Consider the following 23,215-nt stretch of genomic DNA (forward strand, 5'->3'; position numbering starts at 1 on the left):
ACCGGCCGGTGCAAGGGTCAGCATGGCGGACCGGACCGGGAGCGCACATGTGATGTGCGTCAAACGAACTCGGAGCCGTTTCCCCGGGTGCGGCGGCGAAGTATCGCAGGCGGATCCCCGAAATGAGTGGTTTTGGTCGAGCGCGTTGCCCAAGCGTTCCCGGGTGATGTTGGTCATCGGGTCCTGACATGCGGGATAATGGCTGGGAAGCAATGTGTTCGATGCCGGGTATTAGGCGCCTGAACGGGGCCGTCGGCTGACGATGAGCTGGTTTCAGGAAGGGGAACGAGCATGGCGGCCATGAAGCCGCGGACGGGCGACGGCCCGCTCGAGGTCACCAAGGAGGGGCGGGGCATCGTCATGCGCGTACCGCTCGAGGGCGGCGGTCGGCTTGTCGTCGAGCTGACCCCCGATGAGGCGGACGCCCTGGGTGACGCCCTGAAGAAGGTCGTCGGCTGACCCGCTGACAGCACTTCCACCTTCTGCTTTCGCATTCTCTGCGCTGCCCCGACCGCGATCAGCGGCCGGGGCAGCGTTGTGTCGTGTCCCGGGGCCGTGCCGTGTCCCTGGAACCCCTGTCCCCACCATCCCGGCGGAGCCGCACGTGACCTTCTCCCCGCCCGCGCCGCCGGCCTTCGCCGACTGCACCCCCCGCCAGAAGGCGGCCCGCGTCCTGTCCGACGTGCTGGCGCCGGCGAACCTGGTGGTCGCCCTGCTCCTGGTCGTCGGAGGGCACAGCACCGGGTCGTGGACGGGGCTCGGCTGGGGCCTGCTCGCCGCCCTGTTCTGCGGGGTCGTCCCGATCGGCATCATCACCGTCGGGGTGCGCCGGGGCGCCCTGACCGACCAGCACATACGGGTCCGGCGCCAGCGGGTCCTGCCGATGGCCCTGAGCCTGGTGTCCGTTCTCGCCGGGGTCGCCCTCCTGCGCGTCCTGGGCGCCCCGGCGGCGGTCTTCGCGCTCGTCGTCGCGATGCTCGTCGGTCTGGTTTCGTCCCTGCTGGTGACGGTGGTCTGGCAGATATCCATCCACATGTCGGTGGCCGGCGGCACCGTGATGATCCTGTGGCTCGTCTTCGGCCCGGTGGTGCTCCCGGCGGCCGCGGTGGCCGCCGCCGTCGGCTGGTCCCGTCTGGAGCTGCGGGCCCACACGCCGGCCCAGCTGCTCGCCGGCAGCGCGCTCGGCGGTACGGCGGCCCTCACCTTCGCGCTCCTGAGCTGACCCGCCCCGCCCGGGCACGCCCCCGGACCGTTACGCGGTCAGCGGCGCACGGCGCACAGCAGCCCGTCGCCCACGGGGAGCAGCGCGGCCTCCAGCGCCGGGCTCTCCCGGACGCTCCGCAGCAGTTCGCGGACGCGGAGCACCTCCACCGGCTGGGCCGCGGAGTCGACCGTACGGCCGTCGGAGAAGACCCCCTCGAAGCACACCAGCCCCCCGGGGCGCAGCAGGCGCAACGATTCAGCGAGGTAGTCGAGGGACTCGGTCGGGTCTCCGTCGCAGAAGACGAGGTCGTACCCGCCGTCGGCGAGGCGGGGCAGGACGTCGAGGGCGCGGCCGGGGATGAAGCGGGCGCGGTTGCCCGCGAAGCCGGCGGCGCGGAAGGCCTGGCGGGCGAAGGCCTGCCGGTCGGCCTCGGGATCGACCGTGGTCAGCACCCCGTCCGGGCGCATCCCGTGCAGGAGGTGGATGCCGGAGACACCGGTCCCGGTGCCGATCTCGGCGACCGCCTTGGCGTCCGCGGTCGCGGCCAGCAGGCGCAGCGCGGCGCCGGTCCCGGGGGAGACGGAGCGCAGGCCCGCTTCCCTGGACCGGTCGCGGGCCCATCGCAGAGCGTCGTCCTCGGCGACAAACGCGTCGGCGAACGCCCAGCTCGTCTGCCGGTTGCCGGTAATGACCCTCTCCTGTCCCCATAGTTGGCGCAACGGTGACTGTATCCGTTGACGTCGGGAACCCGCAGATGGGACCGGGCGTTGTGAGGGGTGGAGGCGGGACGAGAAGGACGGCGCCGGGCAGATCGGCGGCGGGGACCGCCCCAGGGCCTAAGGCTTGCGTAAAGATACTGCAAAAACCCTTATCCGGAGCTGACAGAGGGGGTGGCTATGGTAGGGACTCCACTGGACACCACCAGAGCCGACAGGGGAGGTGCGGCTGCGCCTGTGGATCGTCGGGGCGTGTTCAGACGCCTCTTCCGGTCGGCGGGTGAGCCGAAATCCGTGACCTACACTGCTGACCGCTTCCACACCGCAGACACCGCAACCACCGCGACCTTTGCCGCAGATGCGGGATCGCAGGCGTGGACCCCTCCCTCGTGGGAGGAGATCGTCAGCACGCACAGCGCGCGGGTCTACCGCCTTGCCTACCGTCTGACGGGCAACCAGCACGACGCCGAGGACCTGACCCAGGAGGTCTTCGTCCGCGTCTTCCGCTCGCTGTCCACCTACACGCCCGGCACGTTCGAGGGCTGGCTGCACCGCATCACCACGAACCTGTTCCTGGACATGGTGCGCCGCAAGCAGCGGATCCGCTTCGACGCGCTCGCCGACGACGCCGCCGAGCGGCTGCCGAGCCGTGAGCCGTCCCCCCAGCAGGTCCTCCACGACACGCACTTCGACGCGGACGTCCAGCAGGCGCTGGACACCCTCGCCCCCGAGTTCCGCGCGGCCGTGGTGCTGTGCGACATCGAGGGCCTGTCCTACGAGGAGATCGCCGCGACGCTGGGCGTGAAGCTCGGCACCGTGCGCAGCCGTATCCACCGGGGCCGTTCGCACCTGCGCAAGGCGCTCAAGCACAGGTCCCCCGCGGCCCGGGCCGAGCAGCGCGCGCTGGCGGGTGTGGCGACGGGCGCGCCGGTCGCCGGGAGAGAGGGCGGAGCCGAGTGACCGCAGCCAGTCCTTCCCCTGCCGAACAGCACCTGGGTGACCGGCTCGCCGCCCTCGTGGACGGGGAGCTGAAGCACGACGCGCGCGAGCGCGTCCTGGCCCACCTGGCGACCTGCGCCAAGTGCAAGGCCGAGGCCGATGCCCAGCGCCGTCTGAAGACCATGTTCGTGGAGAGCGCGCCACCACCGCTGTCCGCGGGCCTGCTGGCGCGTCTCCAGGGCCTCCCGGCGGGCGGTCCCGACGGCCCGGCCGGCCCCATGGGTCCACCGGGGCCGGGAGCCGCCGAGCGCGACCCCTTCGAGGCCTTCGCGTACGGGCTGCCCGTGGCCGCCGCCCGGCCGCAGCAGGAGGGCTTCCGCATCCACGAGGTGGGCCGTCCGCGCCGCCGGTTCGCCTTCGTCGCCGCGGGAGCGGTGTCGCTGGCGGCCCTCGCGCTGGGCGGCACGCTGCCCCTGGAGGGCACGGAGCCGAACGGCCGGGGTGATTCCCCGGCGCCCGCCTCCAGACCCGGCCCCGCCCTGCCCGTGTCCGATGCGGCGGTGCGTGACCGGCTGCCCACTCCCGCCGCCGTACCGTCCCTCCTGACGGCCGTGGCGAGCCCGCCGGCGCCGCTGCAGCCCTCCCCGTCCGCCTCGGCCCGTCCGGTCTCCCTGCTGCGCTGACCCGGGACCTGGTTGAATCGGCCGGACATGCGCACAGGTACGCGGGGAGCTCCCATGTCCGACAGCCAGCAGACCGACCCGGCTCCGCAGTGGTGGAGCCGGCCCGAGGGCACGGCCGACAGCCGCCGTGACGGGGTCCCGGCCCCGCGGCCCGAGGCCGGCGAGGGCGGGAGCGGGGACGAGAGGAGCGGGGGCGACGGGCAGGCGGCCGGCGCCCCCGGAGCGCCGGCCGACGCGGTGCGCTACGACCCGTGGGGTGCGCGGCCCCTCCAGGTCGTGGACCGGGGCCGGGACCGCCCGGGGTTCCGGCTGTGGCAGGTCGCGGCCCTCGCCGCCGCCACGGCCCTGTTCGCCGGCGGGATCGGCGGCTACGTGGGCGTGCTCGCCGAGCGGCAGAGCGGCACCCGGCTGGAGCTGCCGCAGGCGGCCGTCGCGGACAAGGGCCGGGCACCCGACAGCGTGGCCGGGATCGCGGCGACCGCACTGCCCGGGGTGGTCACCCTGCACGTGCGGGGCGCGAAGGGCAGCGGCACGGGCACCGGCTTCGTGCTGGACCCCCAGGGACACATCCTGACCAACAACCACGTGGTCGCCGACGCGAAGGAGATAGCGGTCACCTTCAGCACCGGCGAGAGCGTCACCGCCGAGCTGGTCGGCCGTGACTCCGGCTACGACCTGGCCGTGGTCAAGGTCAGCGGGGTGCGCGGGCTGCGGCCGCTCAGCCTGGGCAACTCCGAGAACGTGAAGGTCGGCGACCCGGTGGTGGCCATCGGCGCACCCTTCGACCTCTCCAACACCGTCACCGCCGGCATCATCAGCGCCACCGGCAGGCCCGTCACCGCGGGCGGCGACAAGGGCGACGGCAGTGACATCAGCTACGTCGACGCGCTGCAGACCGACGCCCCCATCAACCCCGGGAACTCCGGCGGCCCCCTCCTGGACGCCAGGGCGCACGTGGTCGGCATCAACAGCGCGATCCGCGGCGCCGACAAGGACGATCCCACCCGGCAGGGCGGCTCCATCGGCCTGGGCTTCGCCATCCCCATCAACCAGGGCAAGCGCGTCGCCGAGGAACTCATCGCCACGGGCCACGCCACGCACCCCGTCATCGGGGTCACCCTCGATATGGACTACACCGGCGACGGAGCCCGGGTGGGGGACAAGGGGGAGGACGGCAAACCGTCCGTGACCGCCGGCGGGCCCGGCGCGCGCGCCGGGATCAGGCCCGGTGACGTGATCACCAAGGTGGACGGACAGCGGGTCCGCGGCGGCGACGAGCTGATCATCAAGATCCGGGCCCACCGCCCGGGCGATCCGCTCACCCTCACCGTGCTGCGCGACGGCCGGGAACGCACCCTGGACGTTGTCCTCGGATCGGCGAACGGTTCATGATCATGTGATGGCCGGGGGATGAAACCCCGGCCGGCCCGGTACGCGTGTAGGGGCCCGCGGGCAAGGCCGGGTACCGTGTGGTGGGGCCCGAAGTGACAGAGAGCCGAGGAGCGGCAAGGTGTTCAACGACATAGGCGCACTCGAACTCGTCACGATCGTGGTTCTGGCCATTCTCGTCTTCGGTCCGGACAAGCTGCCCAAGGTCATCCAGGACGTCACGGGCTTCGTCCGCAAGGTCCGCGCCTTCTCCGACAGCGCCAAGCAGGACATCCGCTCCGAGCTCGGTCCCGACTTCAAGGACTTCGAGTTCGAGGACCTGAATCCGAAGACCTTCATCCGCAAGCAGCTCGCGGAGAACGAGGACCTCAAGGAGATCCGCAGCAGCTTCGACCTCCGCAAGGAGATGAACGAGGTCTCGGACGCCGTCAACCGCCCGGAGCCCGACCAGGCACCGGCCGCCCCGTCCGGCGCCGCTGGTCCGGACCTGCTGAAGAAGCCCGAGGCCCCGGCCGCAGAACAGCGCGTGCGCTTCGACGCCGACGCCACCTGACCCAGCCTGCCCGGGGATCCGCGGTCGGATGGCTATCCTCCATCTGTCCGGATCGCGGGACGCCCGAGGGAGGGGGTCCCCCCAGCGCAGCGAGGGGGAGGGCCGTTCCGGACCCCACGGAACGAGAGGCCGCCCAGATGGAGACGACGAGCAGCAGCCTGGTAGGGGCGCAGACCGCCGAGGCACCCGCCGCCGCGGACGCCGCGCAGGAACCGCATACGAGCCCGCACACGGGGTCGCATACCGGCGACCCGGCCGGGTCGCAAGCGCCGGAGGCCGCCGCACCCGTGCCGGCGGCCCGCCGGACGGCCGAGGGCTTCCTGGCCGCGGATTTCCCCTGGTACGGGCTGGACGGAGCCTTCACCGGGCCCCGCTGGCTCATGCAGGTGGGCACCGCCGCCGACGGCACGGTGGAGCACGGCTCCACCGGCCACGGCGACGAGCCCTCCGCCCGGGGCGAGATCGCCACCGGCGAGAAGGAGCGCTTCGCGGTGGTCATCACCGTGGCGAGCAACCCGCTGCGCCGCAGCGGCGACGGTACGGGCGTCCTGGAGGCCACCTCGGTCTCCTCGGCGGCCTGGCTGGCCGGCTCGGGGCTGCTGGCCTACAGCTGGCCCGGACAGATGGACCACGCCCTGCGCAACGACTGGCTCGACCAGCAGACCGAGGCCGCGTGGGAGCTCGCCGACGACCTCGACGGCGAGGACTGGTCCACGCTGTCGCTGCCGGTGGACGGCGAGCCGACGACCTTCCACTACCGCGAGTCCGAGTTCGGATGGGTGCTCGCCGGCTCCACCGGCAGCGGCGTCCACCTGGGCGCCTACGGCCGCGGCATGAGCGCCTACGGCCTCGGCTTCTCGGCCATCTCGGACCTCGGCACGTACGAGTAGCCGTACGCCCCGGCCACGGGCACGGTACGCGAAAGGGCACCGCCGGCCGGCGGTGCCCTTTCGCGTGTGCCCCGGAGGGGCCTAGAACTTGTTGCGCGGGGTGATGCCCAGGGACATGCCCGACAGGCCGCGCGCCCGGCCGCCCAGCTTGCCCGCGATGGTGCGCAGGGCCGCACCGGCCGGCGAGTCCGGGTCGGACAGGACGACGGGCTTGCCCTCGTCGCCGCCCTCGCGCAGCCGGACGTCGATCGGGATCGAGCCGAGCACCGGCACCGTCGCGCCGACCGTCTTGGTCAGCCCGTCGGCGACCTTCTGGCCGCCGCCCGAGCCGAAGACGTCCACCATCTCGTCGCAGTGCGGGCACGGCAGGCCCGACATGTTCTCGACCACGCCGACGATCTTCTGGTGGGTCTGCACGGCGATGGAACCGGCCCGCTCGGCCACCTCGGCCGCGGCCTGCTGCGGGGTGGTGACGACGAGGATCTCCGCGTTCGGCACGAGCTGGGCCACGGAGATCGCGATGTCGCCCGTGCCCGGCGGCAGGTCCAGCAGCAGCACGTCCAGGTCGCCCCAGAAGACGTCGGCCAGGAACTGCTGCAGCGCGCGGTGCAGCATCGGCCCGCGCCACACGACGGGCGCGTTGCCCGGGGTGAACATGCCGATGGAGATGACCTTCACGCCGTTCGCGGACGGCGGCATGATCATGTTCTCGACCTGGGTGGGACGGCCGTCCACGCCCAGCATGCGCGGCACGCTGTGGCCGTAGATGTCCGCGTCGACCACGCCGACCTTCAGGCCGTCCGCCGCCATCGCCGCGGCCAGATTGACCGTGACCGAGGACTTGCCGACGCCGCCCTTGCCGGAGGCGACCGCGTACACGCGGGTCAGCGAGCCCGGCTTGGCGAAGGGCACCTCGCGCTCGGCGGTGCCGCCGCGCAGCGTGGCCGCCAGGTCCTTGCGCTGCTCGTCGCTCATCACGTCGAGCGACACGCTGACCGAGGTGACCCCGGCGACCTTCTCGACGGCCTCGGTGACGTTCTTGGTGATCGTCTCGCGCATGGGGCAGCCCGACACGGTCAGGTAGACCGTGACCGCGACCTCGCCGCCGTCGCCGATCTCCACCGATTTGACCATGCCGAGCTCGGTGATCGGCCGGTGGATCTCGGGGTCGTTCACCGTCGCCAGAGCGTCCAGGATCGCGTCCTGCTCAGGCACGGCGGCGGAGCTTGTGTCGGTAGCCATGCCCCGATGGTACGGCTCGGTAGCACGGCTCAGGAAAGCCCGTCAGCGGTCGCCTTCGTCACGTTCCGGCGGGAATAGACGCCGCTCGTCCATCTCCTTGATCAGGTCCTGGAACTCCGACCTGATCCAGTCACGCGTGGCGACCTCGCCCAGGCCCATGCGCAGGGCCGCGATCTCCCGGGTCAGGTACTCGGTGTCGGCGATGGAGCGCTCGTTCTGCTTGCGGTCCTGCTCGTGGGTGACGCGGTCGCGGTCGTCCTGCCGGTTCTGCGCGAGCAGGATCAGCGGAGCGGCGTAGGAGGCCTGGAGCGACAGCATCAGCGTCAGGAAGATGAACGGGTACTTGTCGAACCGCAGGTCGTCCGGCGCGAAGACGTTCCACAGCACCCAGAGGATGATGACCAGCGTCATCCAGACGATGAACCGGCCCGTGCCCAGGAACCGCGCCACCCGCTCGGAGAGCCGTCCGAAGGCCTCCGGGTCGTATTCGGGCAGCAGGGACCGCCGCGGCGCCCGCGGCAGGTCCAGCCGGACCCGCGGGCGCGTCAGCGCGCTCGCCCCGGTCGGCGCGGACTTCCCCGCCCGCTCGCCGGAACGTTCCGCCGCCTCCGCCGCCTGCCCGTGCTCGCGCGCCGAATGCGGCCGCGCCTGCTCGCGCCGCTCCCGGATCTGCTCACGGCGCCGCTCGCGCGCCTGCTCGCCGCGCCCGCGCTCAGTGCCCACGCAGCGCCTCCTCCGAGTGGAAGTCCGTCTCGCGCCAGTCGTCCGGCAGCAGGTGGTCCAGTACGTCGTCGACCGTCACCGCGCCCAGCAGCGACCCGCTCTCGTCGACCACCGGCACCGCCACCATGTTGTAGGCCGCCAGGTGCGTGGTGACCGCCGGCAGCGAGGCGTCCGGCCGCAGCGGCGGCAGGTCGGTGTCCACGATCGAGCTGACCAGGGTGAACGGGGGGTCCCGCAGCAGCCGCTGGAAATGCACCGTGCCCAGGTACTTGCCCGTCGGCGTCTCGTCCGGCGGCCGGCACACGTACACCTGCGCCGCCAGCGCCGGCGACAGGTCCGCCTGCCGTACCCGGGCCAGCGCGTCCGCGACCGTCGCGTCCGGGCGCAGCACGATCGGCTCGGTGGTCATCAGACCGCCGGCGGTGTTCTCCTCGTAGGACAGCAGGCGGCGCACGTCGGCCGCGTCGTCGGGCTGCATCAGCGTCAGCAGCCGCTCCTTGTCGTCCTCCGGCAGTTCCGAGAGCAGGTCGGCGGCGTCGTCGGGGTCCATGGCCTCCAGGACGTCCGCGGCGCGTTCCTCCTTCAGCTTGCCGAGGATCTCCACCTGCTCGTCCTCGGGCAGCTCCTCCAGCACGTCCGCGAGCCGGTCGTCGTCGAGGGCGTTGGCCACCTCGGCGCGCCGCTTCGGCGTCAGGTGGTGCAGCACGTTCGCCACGTCGGCCGGGCGCATCTGCTCGAAGGTGGCGACCAGGTTCTCGGCGCCCTGCCCGTGCTCCTCCAGCGAGAAGCCCGTCACCGCCGACCACTCCACCGTCAGGGCCTCGCCGCGCCGGCGCAGCGCACCCGACTTGCCCTTGCGGACGAAGATCCGGTCGATCTCCCAGTCGCGGCGGGCCGGCAGCTGCTGGATGGCCACGTCCAGGACGGTGACCTCCTCGCCGCTGGAGACCAGCGTCACCCGCCGGTCCAGCAGCTCGCCCAGGACCAGCCGCTCGGTGGGGCGCTGCTCGAAGCGCCGCATGTTGATGACGCCGGTGGTGATGACCTGGCCGGACTCGACTCCGGTGACCCGGGTCATCGGCAGGAAGATCCGGCGCCGGCTGACCACCTCGACCACCAGGCCCAGCAGCCGCGGCGGGCGGCCGCCGACCCGGAGCATCGCGACGAGGTCGCGGACCCGGCCGACCTGGTCGCCGTTGGGATCGAAGACGGGCACACCCGACAGATGCGAGACGAAGATCCGCGGGGCGCCTGCAGCCATCCGAGCGCCTCCTAGAGCGTTCATCGTGAGTCGTGCCGCCCCTCAGGCTAGCCCGTGCCCCGTGAAAGCGTCCTGGTGGGGAGGTCCGGCCGGGGCCCGGCGGAGCGCGGGGAGCGGTCGCGGGCCGCGGCACACGGGCGGGTACGCTGCCTGCTGCCCGCAGACGAACGACGAGAGGCACCTGCCCGTGACCGCCTACTTCCCCGCCGCGCGGCTGCGCCGAGCCGCCTTCATCGGTGTGCTGTGCGCGGGTCTCGCCGTGACCGGTACGGGTTGCGGGGACGACCCGGACGAGGGCACGAACGGCGTCGGCAAGCTCTCCGCAGAGAAGATCGAGGCGAAGGCGAAGGCGGCCGCGACCGAGGCCGACTCGGTGCACCTGTCCGGCACCCTGGTGAGCGGCGGCAAGGCCTTCACCGTCGACATGCGGCTCAAGTCGGACGGCGGCTCCGGCGAGGTGAAGTCGAAGGAGGACACCTTCCAGCTGCTGCGCGTGGGCGAGCAGCTCTACCTGAAGGCCAGCGCGGCCTTCTGGGGCCAGACCGACTCGGCCGGCAAGCTCGGCGACAAGTACGTGAAGGTGCCCGAGGGCGACCCCTCCTACAAGCAGTTCCGCGGCTTCACCGACATGGACGTCCTGCTGGACGGGCTGCTGGGCCTGGAGGGCAAGCTCGCCAAGGGCTCCTACACCAAGGTCGGGCACACCCGCGCGGTGCAGGTCACGGCCGACGAGGGCAAGGGCGGCAAGCTCTCGGTGTCCCTGGAGGGGACCCCGTACCCGCTGCTCATGGAGCGCGCCGGCGGCGCCGGCCGGGTGGAACTCGCCGAGTGGGGCAAACCGTTCCAGCTCGATCCGCCCGCGCAGGACCAGACGGTCGACTACGGCAGTCAGCTGCCGACGACCAAGGGGGAGGGCGGAGAGCCCGCCCCGGCCCCCTCGAAGGGCTCGGGCCAGGGCGCGAACCCCACCAAGCCGTAGGGCCGCGGGCGGGTCAGCCCCGCGCGGCCTTCTTCCGCTTCAGCAGGAGCTTGGGCAGGGCCGCCGGGACCGGGCGGCGGGTCGTCGCCGGGGAGCCCAGCGGGGCCGCGGCCAGCGAGCCGTCCGGCAGCTCGGCCCGTACCGACTCCGGCTCCAGCCGCAGCAGCCGGCACTCCCGCGCCCACCGCTCGGTCATCTCCTCGGAGTCCGGCGCGTTCAGCCGCTTGCCCTTGAGCTCGGCGACGGCCGCCTGCCACTCCTCGCCGCGGGGCGCGAGCTCGCGTACGGTCGCCGTCCAGGCCACCAGCCGGCCGCCCTTGTCCTTGCTCCGCACCGTCACCTCGGCGCCCGCGCCGTCCACCAGCCCCGGGAACGGCTGCTCGCCGGGCCCGTCGCCCAGTACGTGGGCCGCGCCGTCCACCCAGGCGTGCCACAGGGCGCGGTCGGACCCGGCGCCGCGGACCCAGATCAGGCCGGACTTCTTGGTGGCCTCCTCGACGAGGGCCAGGTCGAGCGTGCTGAGAGTCATGGGCACAGGGTAGGGGGTGCCCGCGCGCCCCCTACAGCCAGCCGTGGCGGCGCAGGGCCCGGTGGATGGTGAAACACGCACCGAAGATCGTCGCCATCACCATCGGGTAGCCGTACTCCCACCGGAGCTCGGGCATGTGGTCGAAGTTCATCCCGTACACCCCGCAGATCATCGTCGGCACGGCGATGATGGCCGCCCAGGAGGTGATCTTGCGCATGTCCTCGTTCTGCGCGACCGTCGCCTGCGCGAGGTTGGCCTGCAGGATGGAATTCAGCAGCTCGTCGAAGCCCACCACCTGCTCGTGCACCCGCGCGAGGTGGTCGGCGACGTCCCGGAAGTACTTCTGGATGTCCGGGTCCACCAGCCGCATCGGCCGCTCGCTCAGCAGCTCCATCGGCCGCAGCAGCGGCGACACCGCCCGCTTGAACTCCAGCACCTCGCGCTTGAGCTGGTAGATCCGGCCCGCGTCGCCGCCGCGCGCACGGCCCTTGGCGGGCGCCGCGAAGACATCGCTCTCCACCTCGTCGATGTCGTCCTGCATCGCCGCGGCGACCGCGATGTAGCCGTCGACGACGTGGTCGGCGATGGAGTGCAGAACGGCCGAGGGGCCCTTCGACAGCAGCTCGGGGTCGTCCTGGAGACGGTGGCGCAGGCCCTTCAGGGAGCCCTGCCCGCCGTGCCGGACGGTGATGACGAAGTCGGGGCCGGTGAAGCACATCACCTCGCCGGTCTCCACCACCTCGCTGGTGGCGGTCAGTTCGGCGTGCTCCACGTAGTGGATCGTCTTGAAGACGGTGAAGAGGGTGTCGTCGTACCGCTCCAGCTTCGGCCGCTGGTGCGCGTGCACCGCGTCCTCCACGGCCAGCGGGTGCAGTCCGAAGGTCGCGGCGATCCCCGCGAACTCGGCCTCCGTCGGCTCGTGCAGGCCGATCCAGGCGAAGCCGCCGTCCTCGCGGACCCGGCGGATCGCCTCACGGGGCGTCAGACACACGGGCCCCAGCACCCGGCGGCCGTCGCGGTACACGGCGCAGTCGACCACCGCGCTGCTCGCCGACGGGTCGCGGGTCGCGTCGTAGCCGGGCTGTACGGGAGTGGACTTGCGCAGGGACGGGCGGACGGCCGCACGCAGGTAGGGCAGCATCGACATGGCAGGCTCCTTCGCACGCACGGCTGCGGACCGCACGGGTGGGAGACCCTCCGGCGCCGCAGGCGGGCAGGCCCGGGCAGGCGGGAGGGAACAGGACGGGAGGACAACGTTCTGCCGTCGCTCTTCTACTGATCAGAAGATCACAGGGGGCGGGAAACGACGCCCGCCGGAGAAGCGGAAGAGCGATTGGTACTGCACGATCGACTTCGGTCCACCGCAGCCCCACCTCCTCCGGCCGGTCCCCCGTAGGGGACGTCCTGTCTCCGGGGCCTTGAAACAACGCTTCTGCGTGCGGCCCCGAACAGCTGTCAACACTATCAGCCGACGGATGGTCAAGACCCGCCCTTTACCCGGCGGATACGAGTTCTATGCTCGTTTCATGGCAGAAATTCTGGCCCTCGTGGAGGCCCGGCTGCGCACCGCGTTCGGTGAGCCCGACGCCCGCGCCGCCGTCACCTTCCTGGGCACCGACCGCATCGAGGTACTCCGTTTCGCCGAGGGCGACCTCGTGCGGTACGCGACCCTCGGCATGTCCGCGAACCCGATGACCGATCCGACCGCCGTGGTGGCCGACCCCGTACGGGGCCCGCGCGCCGAACTGGTGCTGACCGTACGGGCAGGACTGGCGGACACCGACAAACTGCTCAGGCCGCTCGCGGTGCTGGCCGCCTCCCCGCAGGTGGAGGGGCTGGTCGTGGCCCCCGGGGCCTCGCTCGACGTGGGCGAGCCGCTGTGGGAGGGGGCGCCGTTCAGCTCCGTCCTCGTGGCGGAACCGGGCGGCCTGGTCGAGGACCTGGAGCTCGACGACCCCATGGAGGCGGTGCGGTTCCTGCCGCTGCTGCCGATGACCGCGAACGAAGCGGCCTGGAAGCGGGTCCACGGAGCGGCCGCCCTCCAGGAGCGCTGGCTCGCGCGCGGAACGGACCTGCGGGACCCTCTGCGCAGCGCCGTCGCACTGGACTGACAGCCCGGACGGGTGACCATGCCTTGACGGGCGGCCGGGCGGGGAGGAGCGTGGCTACCTATGAGGGGTGAACCAACTTGCCCGAAGTGCGGTGGCCGGGTCAGGGCGCCCGGACTCTTCTCCGACTCCTGGCAGTGCGCGGTGCACGGCGCTGTCCACCCCCTGCAACCCGTGATCCCGCCGAGCGTGGAGGGTCTGGGCGTGGTCGTGCACCGGGCGCGGGTGCCGGTGTGGATGCCGTGGCCGCTGCCGCTCGGATGGCTGTTCACGGGGGTGGCGTCCGCCGGTGACGACCGCAGCGGGGGCCGGGCGACGGTGGTCGCCTGCTCGGGTCCCGGACCGGTGGGAGGCATGGGGGAGCTGCTGCTGATCGCGGAGGAGCTGGGCGTCGGCCTGGGCGCCCGGTACGCGGGCATCGACGGCCTGGACCCCGGACGGGCCATCAACATGGACGGGCCGCCGCACACCAAGGTGGTCGCGGCGGGGCGGCCGACACCGCTGTGGAACGTCGGCGGCGGCCCGGACGACCGGGCCGTCTTCGCCGGCGAGGCGCGCGGCCTGTGGCTGTGGGCGATCGTCTGGCCGCAGCAGTCCGGCCTCCTGCTGTACGACGAGCTGGTCCTGACCGACCTGCGCGAGGGCGGTGCCGAGGTCGAACTCCTGCCCTGCGGGGCGCTGAGCCCGCGCATCCTGGGTCCCCTCTAGATCACCGCAGCCGTCCGCGTGGAGATCCTTCCGGCGAAAGCGGACCTTCCACCCGGTTATCCTGAGGTGTCCCCCCGTCCGTACGACCCATGGAGTCCGGCTGTGCGCATCGACCTGCACGCCCACTCCACGGCGTCCGACGGTACGGACAGCCCCGCCGAGCTGGTGCGCAACGCCGCCGACGCCGGGCTGGACGTGGTCGCGCTGACCGACCACGACACCGTGGGCGGGTACGGCGAGGCCCTCGCGGCGCTGCCCGCCCGACTGACGCTGGTGACCGGCGCCGAGCTGTCCTGCCGGCTCGACGGGACCGGCGTGCACATGCTCGCCTATCTCTTCGACCCCGAGGAGCCCGAGCTCGCCCGCGAGCGGGAACTCGTCCGGGACGACCGGGTCCCGCGGGCCCGGACCATGGTCGGAAAGCTGCGGGATCTCGGCGTGGACGTCACCTGGGAGCAGGTGGCGCGGATCGCCGGGGACGGTTCGGTCGGGCGGCCGCACATCGCCACCGCCCTGGTGGAGCTGGGCGTCGTGGCCACCGTCTCGGACGCGTTCACGCCGGACTGGCTCGCCGACGGTGGCCGCGCGTACGCCGAGAAGCACGAGCTCGACCCCTTCGACGCCGTACGCCTGGTCAAGGCGGCCGGCGGCGTCACCGTCCTCGCGCACCCCGCCGCGGTCAAGCGCGGCCGGTGCGTGCCGGAGTCCGCGATAGCCGAGCTGGCGGCCGCGGGCCTGGACGGCATCGAGGTGGACCACATGGACCACGACGCCGACACCCGCGCGCGGCTGCGCGGACTGGCGGCGGACCTCGGGCTGCTGACCACCGGCTCCAGCGACTACCACGGCAGCCGCAAGACCTGCCGTCTGGGCGAGTACACGACCGACCCCGAGGTCTACGGCGAGATCACGCGCCGCGCGACCGGGGCCTTCCCGGTGCCCGGCGCCGGCGGACGCGAGCGCTGACCGGCCACTTCGCGGCCCGCTCGACCCGTCCCACACTTCTTCTTCGCGACACCCCTCTCTCCTGCAAGGCATCACTGTGTTCGACTTCGCCGTCTTCGGATCCCTTTTTCTCACCCTTTTTGTGATTATGGACCCGCCGGGTATCACGCCGATCTTCCTGGCGCTGACCTCCGGCCGTCCCGTCAAGGTGCAGCGCCGCATGGCCTGGCAGGCCGTCTGCGTGGCCTTCGGGGTCATCGCGGTCTTCGGTCTCTGCGGTCAGCAGATCCTCGACTACCTGCACGTCTCCGTCCCGGCGCTGATGATCGCCGGTGGTCTGCTGCTCCTGCTGATCGCGCTCGACCTGCTCACGGGGAAGACCGACGAGCCCAAGCAGACCAAGGATGTGAACGTCGCCCTGGTGCCGCTCGGCATGCCGCTGCTGGCCGGGCCCGGTGCGATCGTCTCCGTCATCCTGGCCGTCCAGAAGGCCGACGGGGCGGCCGCCCAGGTCTCCGTCTGGGCCGCGATCATCGCCATGCACGCCGTGCTGTGGATCACGATGCGCTACTCGCTGGTGATCATCCGGGTCATCAAGGACGGCGGCGTCGTCCTCGTCACCCGGCTCGCCGGCATGATGCTGTCGGCGATCGCCGTCCAGCAGATCATCAACGGCGTGCTCCAGGTGGTCCAGGGGGCCTGACGGCCCGGGACCCCGCGTACGCGAACGCCCCCGCACCGGTCCCGGTGCGGGGGCGTGAACGTTTCGCGCGGAGCGTCAGGAGGACGCACTCTCGGCCGGTCGGATCAGGATGCGCTGGCCGATCGACGCGGCCTGCTGCACGATCCGGTTGACGGAGGCCGCGTCCACGACGGTGCTGTCCACGGCGGTCCCGTCGACGTCGTCCAGGCGCAGAATCTCGAAGCGCACGGGCTTCTCCCTTCGTCAGTGTTCTCCTTGCACAGGGTCAACGAAGTGTGTGCCGCAATCATTCCCTACGCTAAGGAAATTTTTTCACTGGCTAACTACACGCCGGTGGTGGAGTCCCAGAACGAGGCCAGCGCCGCGGCCGTGGTCGCCGGGTCCTCGGCGTTCGGGGAGTGCTCGGTCTCCGGGACGATCACCCTCCGCGCGTCCAGCCGCCGGGCCATCGCGTCCATCAGCGGGACCGGCCAGGCATAGTCCACGGCCCCCGACAGCACCAGCTTCGGCAGCGCCACCCGGGCCAGCTCGTCCACCCGGTCGGGCTCGCAGATCAGCGCCCGGCCCGTGACGATCAGCTGCTCCGGGACGGTGGCCAGCCACCGCTCGCGCAGGAAGTGCGTCAGCTCGGGGGAGTCCTGGGCCGCGTCCTGCGCGTCGTGCGCCCGCATCGCCGCCCAGATGCCCGGCATGTCGTCGCCCATCGCCTCCAGTGCGGCGACCAGCAGCTTCGTGCGCGCCTGCTGCTCCTCGGCGATCGCCGCCGGGCCGCTGCTCAGCAGGGTGAGCGAGGCGAAGGGCGAGGCGTCGCGCAGCACGGCGGCGCGCGAGACCAGCCCGCCGAGCGAGTGACCGACCAGGTGCACGCGGTCCGGGCCCAGGGCGCGGGCCTGCGCGAGAACGTCGCGGGCCAGCTCCTCCAGGCCGTACGCCGACTCCTCGCGCGGGCCGGGCGTCTCGTACTGGCCGCGTCCGTCGACGGCGACCACCCGGTAGCCGGCCGCCGCCAGCGGCTCCAGCAGGGCGATGAAGTCCTCCTTGCTGCCCGTGAAGCCGGGGACCAGCAGGGCGGTGCCGCGGACCGGCTCGCCGGCCTCGTGCACGGCGAAGGAACCACGGTCGGTGGACAGGTGGTACGCACGGGCGGCGGACGGCAGTGTGAGACGCGGGGGCTTGCTCATGACCCGAGGTTACCGGCCCGTAGCTTCCGGTGTGGCCCGGGTACGCCGACGGCCCCGGCCCCCTCGGAAGGGGGACGGGGCCGTCGGGCGTACTGCCGCGTCCTATGCCTCGGGCGCGGCCGCGGCCTTGCGGGTACGGGTCCGCTTCGGCTTCGCGGGGGCCTCCTCGGCCACCGGGACCGTCTCGGCGGTGACCGGAGCGGCGGCGGCCTTGCGGGTACGGGTCCGCTTCGGCTTCGCCGGAGCTTCCTCCGCCACCGCGACGGCCTCGGCGGCGACCGGAGCCGCCTCCGCTGCCTTGCGGGTACGGGTGCGCTTCGGCTTGGCCGGAGCCTCCTCGGCCACGGCCACCGCCGGGGCCTCGGCGACCGGGGTCACCGGCGCGGCCGCGGCCTTGCGGGGGCGCCGCGCCCTGACCGGCTCGACCGGCGGGGCCATCTGGAAGTCGGGCTCGGGCGCCGTCTCCACGATCCGGCGCGGGCGCCGCGGCCGGAGGGGCGCCGGCTCGACGAGCGGGGCCATCTGGAAGTCCGGCTCCGGGGCGCTCTGCACGGCCTTGCGGACGCGGGCGCGCCGCGGCTTGGCCGGGGCCTCCTCGGCGACCGGGGTCACCGCCGCCGGAGCGGCCACGGCGGGCGCCTCGACCACGGGGGTCACAGGGGCCACAGGGGCCACGGGAGCCTCGGCCGCCACGGCCGGAGCGGACTGCACCGGCACCGCACCCACCCGGGTCCGGCGGCGGCGCGGCCTGCGCGGCTCGTCACCGGCCGGGGCCTGCGAGGCCTCGGCCTCGGCCACGGGGGACACTGCGGCCTGCTCGGCGGCGACCTCGGACCCGCCCCGCGTACGGCGGCGCTGGCGCGGCGTACGGGTACGGGCCGGACGCTCCTCCGTCGCGGCGGCCTGCGCGGCGCGGCCGCCACGGCCACCGCGGCCGCCGGTCTCGCCCAGGTCCTCGAGCTCCTCGGCCTTCAGGCCGGCCCGCGTGCGCTCGGCGCGCGGCAGGATGCCCTTGGTGCCGGCCGGGATGTTCAGCTGCTCGAACAGGTGCGGCGACGTGGAGTACGTCTCGACCGGCTCATGGAAGTCCAGCTCCAGCGCCTTGTTGATCAGCTGCCAGCGCGGGATGTCGTCCCAGTCGACCAGGGTGACGGCGGTGCCCTTGTTGCCCGCGCGGCCGGTACGGCCCACACGGTGCAGGAAGGTCTTCTCGTCCTCCGGCGTCTGGTAGTTGATGACGTGGGTCACACCCTCGACGTCGATACCGCGCGCGGCGACGTCGGTGCACACCAGCACGTCGACCTTGCCGTTGCGGAACGCGCGCAGGGCCTGCTCGCGGGCGCCCTGGCCCAGGTCGCCGTGGACGGCGCCGGACGCGAAGCCACGCCGCTCCAGCTGCTCGGCGATGTCGGCCGCCGTGCGCTTGGTACGGCAGAAGATCATGGCCAGGCCGCGGCCCTCGGCCTGCAGGATGCGGGAGACCAGCTCCGGCTTGTCCATGTTGTGCGCACGGAAGACGTGCTGCGTGATGTTGGCGACGGTCGCGCCCTCGCCGTCCTCGGAGACGGCGCGGATGTGCGTCGGCTGCGTCATGTACCGGCGGGCCAGGCCGATGACCGCGCCCGGCATGGTCGCCGAGAACAGCATCGTCTGACGCTTCGCGGGCAGGTAGGCCATGATCTTCTCGACGTCGGGCAGGAAGCCCAGGTCGAGCATCTCGTCGGCCTCGTCCAGGACGAGGGCCCGGACGCGCGACAGGTCGAGCTTGCGCTGGCCGGCCAGGTCGAGCAGGCGGCCCGGGGTGCCGACGATCACGTCGACGCCCTTGTTCAGGGCCTCGACCTGCGGCTCGTAGGCGCGGCCGCCGTATATGGCCAGGACACGGACGTTGCGGACCTTGCCGGCGGTGAGCAGGTCGTTGGTGACCTGGGTGCACAGCTCGCGGGTCGGAACCACCACGAGGGCCTGCGGGGCGTCGGTCAGCTGGTCGGGCGTGGCCCGGCCGGCCTCGACGTCCGCGGGGACGACGACCCGCTCCAGCAGCGGAAGCCCGAAACCGAGCGTTTTGCCGGTTCCGGTCTTGGCCTGGCCGATGACGTCCGTGCCGGAAAGGGCGACGGGGAGGGTCATCTCCTGGATCGGGAAGGGGGACACAATGCCGACGGCTTCAAGGGCTTCGGCCGTCTCGGGAAAGATCCCGAGGTCTCGGAACGTAGTCAGGGTGCTGCCTCTTCTGTGAGACGCGGCGCGAGGCGGCGAGGGGGGTCCTACCGTGCTGTGCTTGCAGTACTGCCACGTACGAAGCTGCGCGGGACCTCTGGCCTTCGCTCAAGCGCTCTGCCGCTGAGGGGGCCCCTCGTGGGAGGCGGTACGCATGTGCGTACGCACCACACCGAGGGCGGTCGGTTGGAGCCGATCGGGCCACCGACCGGGCATCCTCATTCGGATGGCCCGCCGAGTATTCGGCAGGCGCATTACCACTGTACCTCGGAATCGCGCAGGTGTGTCGGGTGAATTCACCGGGCCGGTGGGTTTAGGTGGACAGGCTGTGAGTAGACGTGGTGACTTGAGACGCCTTTCGGCGGGCTATTGTGCGGAGCATGCCGACCGTAGAAAACGCCTCGCCCGCCGACGACAGCAACCCCGCCGAGGCCACGGGGATCGCCTCGCAGGACTGGGCGACCGCATCTGCCTCGCCGCAGTACCGGGCCGCCGTCGTGGACCTGCTCGGCGCGCTCGCGTACGGGGAGCTCGCGGCCTTCGAGCGCCTCGCGGAGGACGCGAAGCTCGCGCCCACCCTGGACGACAAGGCCGAGCTCGCCGCGATGGCCTCCGCCGAATTCCACCACTTCGAGCGGCTCCGCGACCGCCTCGCGAAGATCGAGGCCGAGCCCACCGCCGCCATGCAGCCCTTCGCCCAGGGCGTCGACGACTTCCACCGCCAGACCGCCCCGTCGGACTGGCTGGAGGGTCTGGTCAAGGCGTACGTCGGCGACTCCATCGCCAGCGACTTCTACCGTGAGGTCGCCTCCCACCTGGACACCGACACCCGCGCGCTGGTCCTCGGCGTGCTCGACGACACCGGCCACGGCAACTTCGCCGTCGAGAAGGTGCGCGCCGCGATCGAGGCCGACCCGCGCTGCGGCGGCCGGCTCGCCCTGTGGGCCCGCCGCCTGATGGGCGAGGCCCTCTCGCAGGCCCAGCGGGTGGTCGCCGAGCGCGACGCGCTCTCGACCATGCTGGTCGGCGGCGTCGACGGGATGGCGGCGGGCTTCGACCTCGCGGCCGTCGGCGAGATGTTCACCCGGATCACCAAGGCCCACACCAAGCGGATGGCGGCCCTCGGCCTCGCCGCCTGACCGGACGGTCCCGTACGCCGTCGGCCCCGGCGCGCCGTGTGCGCGCCGGGGCCGACGTACGTGGTCACCGGGGAAAAAGCAGGCTCATGGTGTCCCGCCCTCAGGAGTCATCCTCGCGACGGGAGCGAAAACGGAGTCCTGTGGGGGCGTCGGCGCGACGCGTGGGCCGGACGGAGCAGCAGGGACAGCACCACGGCCGACACCAGCACCGCCCCGATGAAGGAAGCCATCAGGGTGTACTGCCCCGGGCCGAGCGCGAAATGGGTGAGATACGCCCCGAACAGCGCCCCCAGCACCCCGCTGACCAGCACCACCCTCCGGGAGGGGAGTCGGGGCGCGAGCGCTCGGACGGCTGCGGCGGACAGGGCGAGGCCCAACAGCGCGGAGCCGAGCACTTCCATCAGCAGCATCGGGTCTCTCCCATACGTCAGGGCAAACCGGGTCACTGCGGTCCTACCCGAAGCGGAAGAAAGAGAAACGGCCCGGTGGAATCAACCACCGGGCCGTTTCGGACAGTTCTCAGAACGTGTCAGAGCTTCTCAGAGCGCTCCGAAGCCGACCTTGCGTGCGGTCGGCTCACCCAGGTCGACGTACGACAGGCGGTCGGACGGCACCAGGACCTTGCGGCCCTTGCTGTCGGTGAGGCTCAGCAGCGGCTCGTTGCCGGACAGCGCGGCGCTGACGATGCTCTCCAGCTCCTCGGCGCTCAGGTCGCTCTCCAGCACGATCTCCCGGGGTGCGTGCTGCACGCCGATCTTGACCTCCACGGCTTTGTCCCTCCGACGATCCGGTTCGCGCGATCAGCCGCGCCGTACGCGGTCCACATTAGCCCGGAGAGGGGATGCGGACCGCGCAGAGCGGACACGCTGGCAGCGAACACCGGAGGTGACGCCCCCAGGAGGGGGTGGCGCCCCCGGCGAGGGGGTGGCGCCCCGGCAGGGGTCAGGACTCCGCGGCAGACTCGGTGCCGTGCAGCGGGAACCCGGCGATGCCGCGCCAGGCGAGCGAGGTCAGCAGACCGACCGCCGTCTCGCGGGCGACCGGGCTCTCGCTGGAGAGCCAGTAGCGGGCCACGACCTGCGAGACCCCGCCCAGGCCCACGGCCAGCAGCATCGACTCGTCCTTGGACAGGCCGGTGTCCTCGGCGATGACGTCGGAGATGGCCTCCGCGCACTGCAGCGAGACGCGGTCGACGCGCTCGCGCACCGCCGGCTCGTTCGTCAGGTCGGACTCGAAGACCAGCCGGAAGGCGCCGCCCTCGTCCTCCACGTACGCGAAGTAGGCGTCCATCGTGGCGGCCACGCGCAGCTTGTTGTCGGTCGTCGACGCGAGCGCCGTGCGCACGGCCAGCAGCAGCGCCTCGCAGTGCTGGTCCAGCAGGGCCAGGTACAGGTCGAGCTTGCCGGGGAAGTGCTGGTACAGCACCGGCTTGCTGACCCCGGCCCGCTCGGCGATGTCGTCCATCGCGGCCGCGTGGTAACCCTGGGCGACGAAGACCTCCTGGGCCGCGCCCAGCAGCTGGTTGCGCCGGGCCCGGCGCGGCAGTCGCGTGCCCCGCGGACGCGCTGCCTCGGTCTGCTCGATGGCTGTCACGCCGCCTCCCACTTTCTCTCGGAACACAGGCGCTCTGCGCCGCGCCGCCATCGTACTTTTCGGTAACCCGTTCTGGGGGGTCCAAGCCGAGTTTTCTCGCGGTACGGACGGCCCGGAGGCGCTGGTCAGCGGTCGGTCGACAGTCGGTCAGCGGTAGTCGTCCTCGTCGAGCTGCACCACGCGCGCCTGCTCGGCGGCGTCGCCGTCCGCGGCCTGGTCCGCCTCGCGGCCCGTGGCGGGGTCGTCGTCGCCCGGTCGGAGATCCGCCTGCTGCTCCGCCACATCCGCCTCGGGGGCCTCAGGATCGGGGGATTCCGGAAACCGCTCCCGGAAGGTGTCCGGCTCCGCAGGGTCGACAGTCATGCCGCTCCCCTCGCTTCCTTGTGTCACTTACGAGCCTAGGAGGATCGCGGATGCACCGCTATGCGGATCCGTACAGCAGTACGTCCGCGACGAGACTGTGACCGCGAACACAACAAGTGGAACGTGATCCTCTCGTAACATTGCCCGCATGTCTTCGACCGAGCTGCCTGGCGTACGGTCCACCGTCGCACCGCCCTCCTCCGCGGGAGCGGTCCGGCTGGCCGACGGGGAGCAGCTGCGCACCGCGGTGCTGCCCGGCCTGGAACTGGCCGTCCGGGTCCGCCCGCCACAGCGCGCCGACCTGCCGCCCGCCCTGTTCGTGCACGGGCTGGGCGGTTCCTCGCAGAACTGGTCCGCGCTCATGGCGCAGCTGGCGGACACCGTCGACGGCGAGGCCGTGGACCTGCCCGGCTTCGGCTGGTCCCCGCCGCCCGCCGACCGCGACTACTCCGTCACCGCGTTCGCCCGCGCCGTCATCCGCCACCTCGACGCCGCGGGGCGCGGGCCGGTGCACCTCTTCGGCAACTCCCTCGGCGGAGCCGTCTCCACCCGGGTCGCGGCCGTCCGCCCCGACCTCGTGCGCACCCTGACGCTCGTCTCGCCGGCCCTCCCCGAGCTGCGTGTGCAGCGGGCGACCGTGCCGACGGCGCTCCTGGCCCTGCCCGGGGTGGCCGCGCTCTTCAGCCGCATGACCCAGGCCCTCAGCGCCGAGCAGCGCACCCGGGGAGTGACGGAACTCTGTTACGGAGACCCCTCCCGGGTGACTCCCGAAGGGTTCCGCAACGCGGTGGAGGAGATGGAGCGCCGGATGGCGCTCCCGTACTTCTGGGACGTGATGACCCGCACCTCGCGCGGCATCGTCGACGCCTACACCCTCGGCGGCCAGCACGGACTGTGGCGGCAGGCGCAGCGGGTGCTCGCCCCGTCCCTGCTGGTCTACGGTGGCCGGGACCAACTCGTCTCGTACCGTATGGCGCACAAGGCGGCAGCGGCCTTCCGGGGATCGCGGCTGCTGTGTCTGCCGGAGGCCGGGCACGTGGCGATGATGGAGTACCCCGAGGTGGTGGCCGCCGCCTTCACGGAGCTGCTGCGCGACACCGGCGCGGGGGCTGCGGACCGGGACACCGAAGACGGCAGGGGCTGAGGG

At 72.4% G+C, this 23,215-nt stretch carries 27 protein-coding genes; 14 read left to right on the forward strand and 13 right to left on the reverse strand.

Annotated elements, in window-relative coordinates:
• Positions 1-291 precede the first annotated feature (291 nt).
• Positions 292-459, forward strand: a complete 168-nt coding sequence (locus NRK68_RS22340) for a DUF3117 domain-containing protein (RefSeq protein WP_003966491.1) — start codon at positions 292-294, stop codon at positions 457-459.
• A 145-nt stretch (positions 460-604) separates the two neighbouring features.
• Positions 605-1,222 (forward strand): hypothetical protein, encoded by a 618-nt coding sequence (locus tag NRK68_RS22345; RefSeq protein ID WP_183067194.1) that lies wholly within the window; start codon positions 605-607, stop codon positions 1,220-1,222.
• 38 nt (positions 1,223-1,260) lie between these two features.
• Here the strand turns inward: NRK68_RS22345 and NRK68_RS22350 are convergent, their stop codons facing one another.
• Positions 1,261-1,923 (reverse strand): O-methyltransferase, encoded by a 663-nt coding sequence (locus NRK68_RS22350; RefSeq protein ID WP_030032218.1) that lies wholly within the window; start codon positions 1,921-1,923, stop codon positions 1,261-1,263.
• Positions 1,924-2,100: 177 nt separating this feature from the next.
• On the opposite strand from NRK68_RS22350, the gene sigE reads away from it, so the two are divergent.
• The 5 genes from sigE (at position 2,101) to NRK68_RS22375 (ending at position 6,374) form a co-directional block, all read left to right on the forward strand.
• Positions 2,101-2,880, forward strand: a complete 780-nt coding sequence (gene sigE / locus NRK68_RS22355) for an RNA polymerase sigma factor SigE (RefSeq protein ID WP_079025505.1) — start codon at positions 2,101-2,103, stop codon at positions 2,878-2,880.
• Positions 2,877-3,542 (forward strand): zf-HC2 domain-containing protein, encoded by a 666-nt coding sequence (locus NRK68_RS22360; protein WP_183067195.1) that lies wholly within the window; start codon positions 2,877-2,879, stop codon positions 3,540-3,542. Before sigE ends, NRK68_RS22360 begins: the two co-directional genes overlap by 4 nt.
• A 54-nt stretch (positions 3,543-3,596) precedes the next feature.
• A complete protein-coding gene (locus NRK68_RS22365; protein ID WP_183067196.1) occupies positions 3,597-4,934 on the forward strand; it encodes a S1C family serine protease in 1,338 nt (445 codons plus the stop codon).
• A gap of 118 nt (positions 4,935-5,052) precedes the next feature.
• A complete protein-coding gene (locus NRK68_RS22370) occupies positions 5,053-5,484 on the forward strand; it encodes a sec-independent translocase (RefSeq protein ID WP_183067197.1) in 432 nt (143 codons plus the stop codon).
• Positions 5,485-5,621: 137 nt separating this feature from the next.
• Positions 5,622-6,374: a hypothetical protein gene (locus tag NRK68_RS22375; protein ID WP_183067198.1), complete on the forward strand. Its 753-nt coding sequence runs from the start codon at positions 5,622-5,624 to the stop codon at positions 6,372-6,374.
• A gap of 81 nt (positions 6,375-6,455) precedes the next feature.
• Here the strand turns inward: NRK68_RS22375 and NRK68_RS22380 are convergent, their stop codons facing one another.
• From NRK68_RS22380 to NRK68_RS22390, 3 genes are all read right to left on the reverse strand, one after another.
• On the reverse strand, positions 6,456-7,616 hold the full coding sequence (locus NRK68_RS22380) for an Mrp/NBP35 family ATP-binding protein (protein ID WP_046776028.1): 1,161 nt from the start codon (positions 7,614-7,616) through the stop codon (positions 6,456-6,458).
• A 42-nt stretch (positions 7,617-7,658) separates the two neighbouring features.
• A complete protein-coding gene (locus NRK68_RS22385) occupies positions 7,659-8,165 on the reverse strand; it encodes a DUF1003 domain-containing protein (protein ID WP_220819123.1) in 507 nt (168 codons plus the stop codon).
• A gap of 163 nt (positions 8,166-8,328) precedes the next feature.
• Entirely contained in the window at positions 8,329-9,600 is a 1,272-nt protein-coding gene (locus tag NRK68_RS22390) for a magnesium transporter MgtE N-terminal domain-containing protein (protein ID WP_183067199.1), read from the reverse strand.
• Between the two features lie 187 nt (positions 9,601-9,787).
• Between NRK68_RS22390 and NRK68_RS22395 the strand changes: the two genes are divergently transcribed.
• Positions 9,788-10,579 (forward strand): hypothetical protein, encoded by a 792-nt coding sequence (locus tag NRK68_RS22395; RefSeq protein WP_046776030.1) that lies wholly within the window; start codon positions 9,788-9,790, stop codon positions 10,577-10,579.
• Positions 10,580-10,592: 13 nt separating this feature from the next.
• Here NRK68_RS22395 and NRK68_RS22400 read toward each other — a convergent pair whose 3' ends face one another.
• Both NRK68_RS22400 and NRK68_RS22405 read right to left on the reverse strand, forming a co-directional pair.
• The gene (locus tag NRK68_RS22400) at positions 10,593-11,108 is read right to left on the reverse strand and encodes a hypothetical protein (protein WP_183067200.1); all 516 of its coding nucleotides are present in this window, start codon (positions 11,106-11,108) and stop codon (positions 10,593-10,595) included.
• Positions 11,109-11,139: 31 nt separating this feature from the next.
• Complete coding sequence (locus NRK68_RS22405) at positions 11,140-12,255, reverse strand: magnesium and cobalt transport protein CorA (protein ID WP_183067201.1); 1,116 nt, start codon at positions 12,253-12,255, stop codon at positions 11,140-11,142.
• A gap of 379 nt (positions 12,256-12,634) precedes the next feature.
• On the opposite strand from NRK68_RS22405, the gene NRK68_RS22410 reads away from it, so the two are divergent.
• The 4 genes from NRK68_RS22410 to NRK68_RS22425 all read left to right on the forward strand — a co-directional run bounded on the left by NRK68_RS22410 (position 12,635) and on the right by NRK68_RS22425 (position 15,572).
• Positions 12,635-13,219 (forward strand): suppressor of fused domain protein, encoded by a 585-nt coding sequence (locus NRK68_RS22410; protein ID WP_183067202.1) that lies wholly within the window; start codon positions 12,635-12,637, stop codon positions 13,217-13,219.
• Between the two features lie 60 nt (positions 13,220-13,279).
• Positions 13,280-13,924 (forward strand): DUF6758 family protein, encoded by a 645-nt coding sequence (locus NRK68_RS22415; RefSeq protein ID WP_183067203.1) that lies wholly within the window; start codon positions 13,280-13,282, stop codon positions 13,922-13,924.
• Between the two features lie 102 nt (positions 13,925-14,026).
• Complete coding sequence (locus tag NRK68_RS22420; RefSeq protein WP_183067204.1) at positions 14,027-14,890, forward strand: PHP domain-containing protein; 864 nt, start codon at positions 14,027-14,029, stop codon at positions 14,888-14,890.
• A gap of 76 nt (positions 14,891-14,966) precedes the next feature.
• Entirely contained in the window at positions 14,967-15,572 is a 606-nt protein-coding gene (locus NRK68_RS22425) for a MarC family protein (protein ID WP_030962530.1), read from the forward strand.
• Positions 15,573-15,647: 75 nt separating this feature from the next.
• Here the strand turns inward: NRK68_RS22425 and NRK68_RS22430 are convergent, their stop codons facing one another.
• The 3 genes from NRK68_RS22430 to NRK68_RS22440 all read right to left on the reverse strand — a co-directional run bounded on the left by NRK68_RS22430 (position 15,648) and on the right by NRK68_RS22440 (position 18,883).
• Positions 15,648-15,800 (reverse strand): DUF8834 family protein, encoded by a 153-nt coding sequence (locus NRK68_RS22430; protein ID WP_183067205.1) that lies wholly within the window; start codon positions 15,798-15,800, stop codon positions 15,648-15,650.
• Positions 15,801-15,895: 95 nt separating this feature from the next.
• Positions 15,896-16,753, reverse strand: a complete 858-nt coding sequence (locus NRK68_RS22435; RefSeq protein WP_257856538.1) for an alpha/beta fold hydrolase — start codon at positions 16,751-16,753, stop codon at positions 15,896-15,898.
• Between the two features lie 102 nt (positions 16,754-16,855).
• The gene (locus NRK68_RS22440) at positions 16,856-18,883 is read right to left on the reverse strand and encodes a DEAD/DEAH box helicase (RefSeq protein WP_257856539.1); all 2,028 of its coding nucleotides are present in this window, start codon (positions 18,881-18,883) and stop codon (positions 16,856-16,858) included.
• Positions 18,884-19,353: 470 nt separating this feature from the next.
• Between NRK68_RS22440 and NRK68_RS22445 the strand changes: the two genes are divergently transcribed.
• Positions 19,354-20,112, forward strand: a complete 759-nt coding sequence (locus NRK68_RS22445) for a ferritin-like fold-containing protein (RefSeq protein WP_046776038.1) — start codon at positions 19,354-19,356, stop codon at positions 20,110-20,112.
• Between the two features lie 107 nt (positions 20,113-20,219).
• Here the strand turns inward: NRK68_RS22445 and NRK68_RS22450 are convergent, their stop codons facing one another.
• The 4 genes from NRK68_RS22450 to NRK68_RS22465 all read right to left on the reverse strand — a co-directional run bounded on the left by NRK68_RS22450 (position 20,220) and on the right by NRK68_RS22465 (position 22,068).
• Positions 20,220-20,522: a hypothetical protein gene (locus NRK68_RS22450; protein ID WP_183067207.1), complete on the reverse strand. Its 303-nt coding sequence runs from the start codon at positions 20,520-20,522 to the stop codon at positions 20,220-20,222.
• 129 nt (positions 20,523-20,651) lie between these two features.
• Positions 20,652-20,879: a DUF3107 domain-containing protein gene (locus NRK68_RS22455; RefSeq protein ID WP_030029459.1), complete on the reverse strand. Its 228-nt coding sequence runs from the start codon at positions 20,877-20,879 to the stop codon at positions 20,652-20,654.
• Between the two features lie 175 nt (positions 20,880-21,054).
• Positions 21,055-21,705 carry a TetR/AcrR family transcriptional regulator gene (locus NRK68_RS22460; RefSeq protein ID WP_183067208.1) on the reverse strand — a complete coding sequence of 217 codons (651 nt, stop codon included), beginning with the start codon at positions 21,703-21,705 and terminating at the stop codon, positions 21,055-21,057.
• A 147-nt stretch (positions 21,706-21,852) separates the two neighbouring features.
• Positions 21,853-22,068, reverse strand: a complete 216-nt coding sequence (locus NRK68_RS22465; protein WP_183067209.1) for a hypothetical protein — start codon at positions 22,066-22,068, stop codon at positions 21,853-21,855.
• 148 nt (positions 22,069-22,216) lie between these two features.
• On the opposite strand from NRK68_RS22465, the gene NRK68_RS22470 reads away from it, so the two are divergent.
• Positions 22,217-23,212 carry an alpha/beta fold hydrolase gene (locus tag NRK68_RS22470; RefSeq protein WP_183067210.1) on the forward strand — a complete coding sequence of 332 codons (996 nt, stop codon included), beginning with the start codon at positions 22,217-22,219 and terminating at the stop codon, positions 23,210-23,212.
• Positions 23,213-23,215 lie beyond the last annotated feature (3 nt).

The sequence above is a fragment of the Streptomyces yangpuensis genome (assembly GCF_024666385.1).
GTDB classification, from domain to species: Bacteria; Actinomycetota; Actinomycetes; order Streptomycetales; family Streptomycetaceae; genus Streptomyces; species Streptomyces yangpuensis.

What these genes read in the sequence shown, in the direction of transcription:
- NRK68_RS22470 (WP_183067210.1), top strand. Translation starts at nt 22,217, where the DNA reads ATGTCTTCGACCGAGCTGCCTGGCGTACGGTCCACCGTCGCACCGCCC.
- NRK68_RS22435 (WP_257856538.1), bottom strand. Translation starts at nt 16,753, where the DNA reads ATGAGCAAGCCCCCGCGTCTCACACTGCCGTCCGCCGCCCGTGCGTAC.
- NRK68_RS22390 (WP_183067199.1), bottom strand. Translation starts at nt 9,600, where the DNA reads ATGGCTGCAGGCGCCCCGCGGATCTTCGTCTCGCATCTGTCGGGTGTG.
- NRK68_RS22340 (WP_003966491.1), top strand. Translation starts at nt 292, where the DNA reads ATGGCGGCCATGAAGCCGCGGACGGGCGACGGCCCGCTCGAGGTCACC.
- NRK68_RS22365 (WP_183067196.1), top strand. Translation starts at nt 3,597, where the DNA reads ATGTCCGACAGCCAGCAGACCGACCCGGCTCCGCAGTGGTGGAGCCGG.
- NRK68_RS22440 (WP_257856539.1), bottom strand. Translation starts at nt 18,883, where the DNA reads ATGACCCTCCCCGTCGCCCTTTCCGGCACGGACGTCATCGGCCAGGCC.
- NRK68_RS22380 (WP_046776028.1), bottom strand. Translation starts at nt 7,616, where the DNA reads ATGGCTACCGACACAAGCTCCGCCGCCGTGCCTGAGCAGGACGCGATC.
- NRK68_RS22450 (WP_183067207.1), bottom strand. Translation starts at nt 20,522, where the DNA reads ATGCTGCTGATGGAAGTGCTCGGCTCCGCGCTGTTGGGCCTCGCCCTG.
- NRK68_RS22445 (WP_046776038.1), top strand. Translation starts at nt 19,354, where the DNA reads ATGCCGACCGTAGAAAACGCCTCGCCCGCCGACGACAGCAACCCCGCC.
- NRK68_RS22410 (WP_183067202.1), top strand. Translation starts at nt 12,635, where the DNA reads ATGGCAGAAATTCTGGCCCTCGTGGAGGCCCGGCTGCGCACCGCGTTC.
- NRK68_RS22375 (WP_183067198.1), top strand. Translation starts at nt 5,622, where the DNA reads ATGGAGACGACGAGCAGCAGCCTGGTAGGGGCGCAGACCGCCGAGGCA.
- NRK68_RS22465 (WP_183067209.1), bottom strand. Translation starts at nt 22,068, where the DNA reads ATGACTGTCGACCCTGCGGAGCCGGACACCTTCCGGGAGCGGTTTCCG.
- NRK68_RS22415 (WP_183067203.1), top strand. Translation starts at nt 13,280, where the DNA reads ATGAGGGGTGAACCAACTTGCCCGAAGTGCGGTGGCCGGGTCAGGGCG.
- NRK68_RS22400 (WP_183067200.1), bottom strand. Translation starts at nt 11,108, where the DNA reads ATGACTCTCAGCACGCTCGACCTGGCCCTCGTCGAGGAGGCCACCAAG.
- sigE (WP_079025505.1), top strand. Translation starts at nt 2,101, where the DNA reads ATGGTAGGGACTCCACTGGACACCACCAGAGCCGACAGGGGAGGTGCG.
- NRK68_RS22405 (WP_183067201.1), bottom strand. Translation starts at nt 12,255, where the DNA reads ATGTCGATGCTGCCCTACCTGCGTGCGGCCGTCCGCCCGTCCCTGCGC.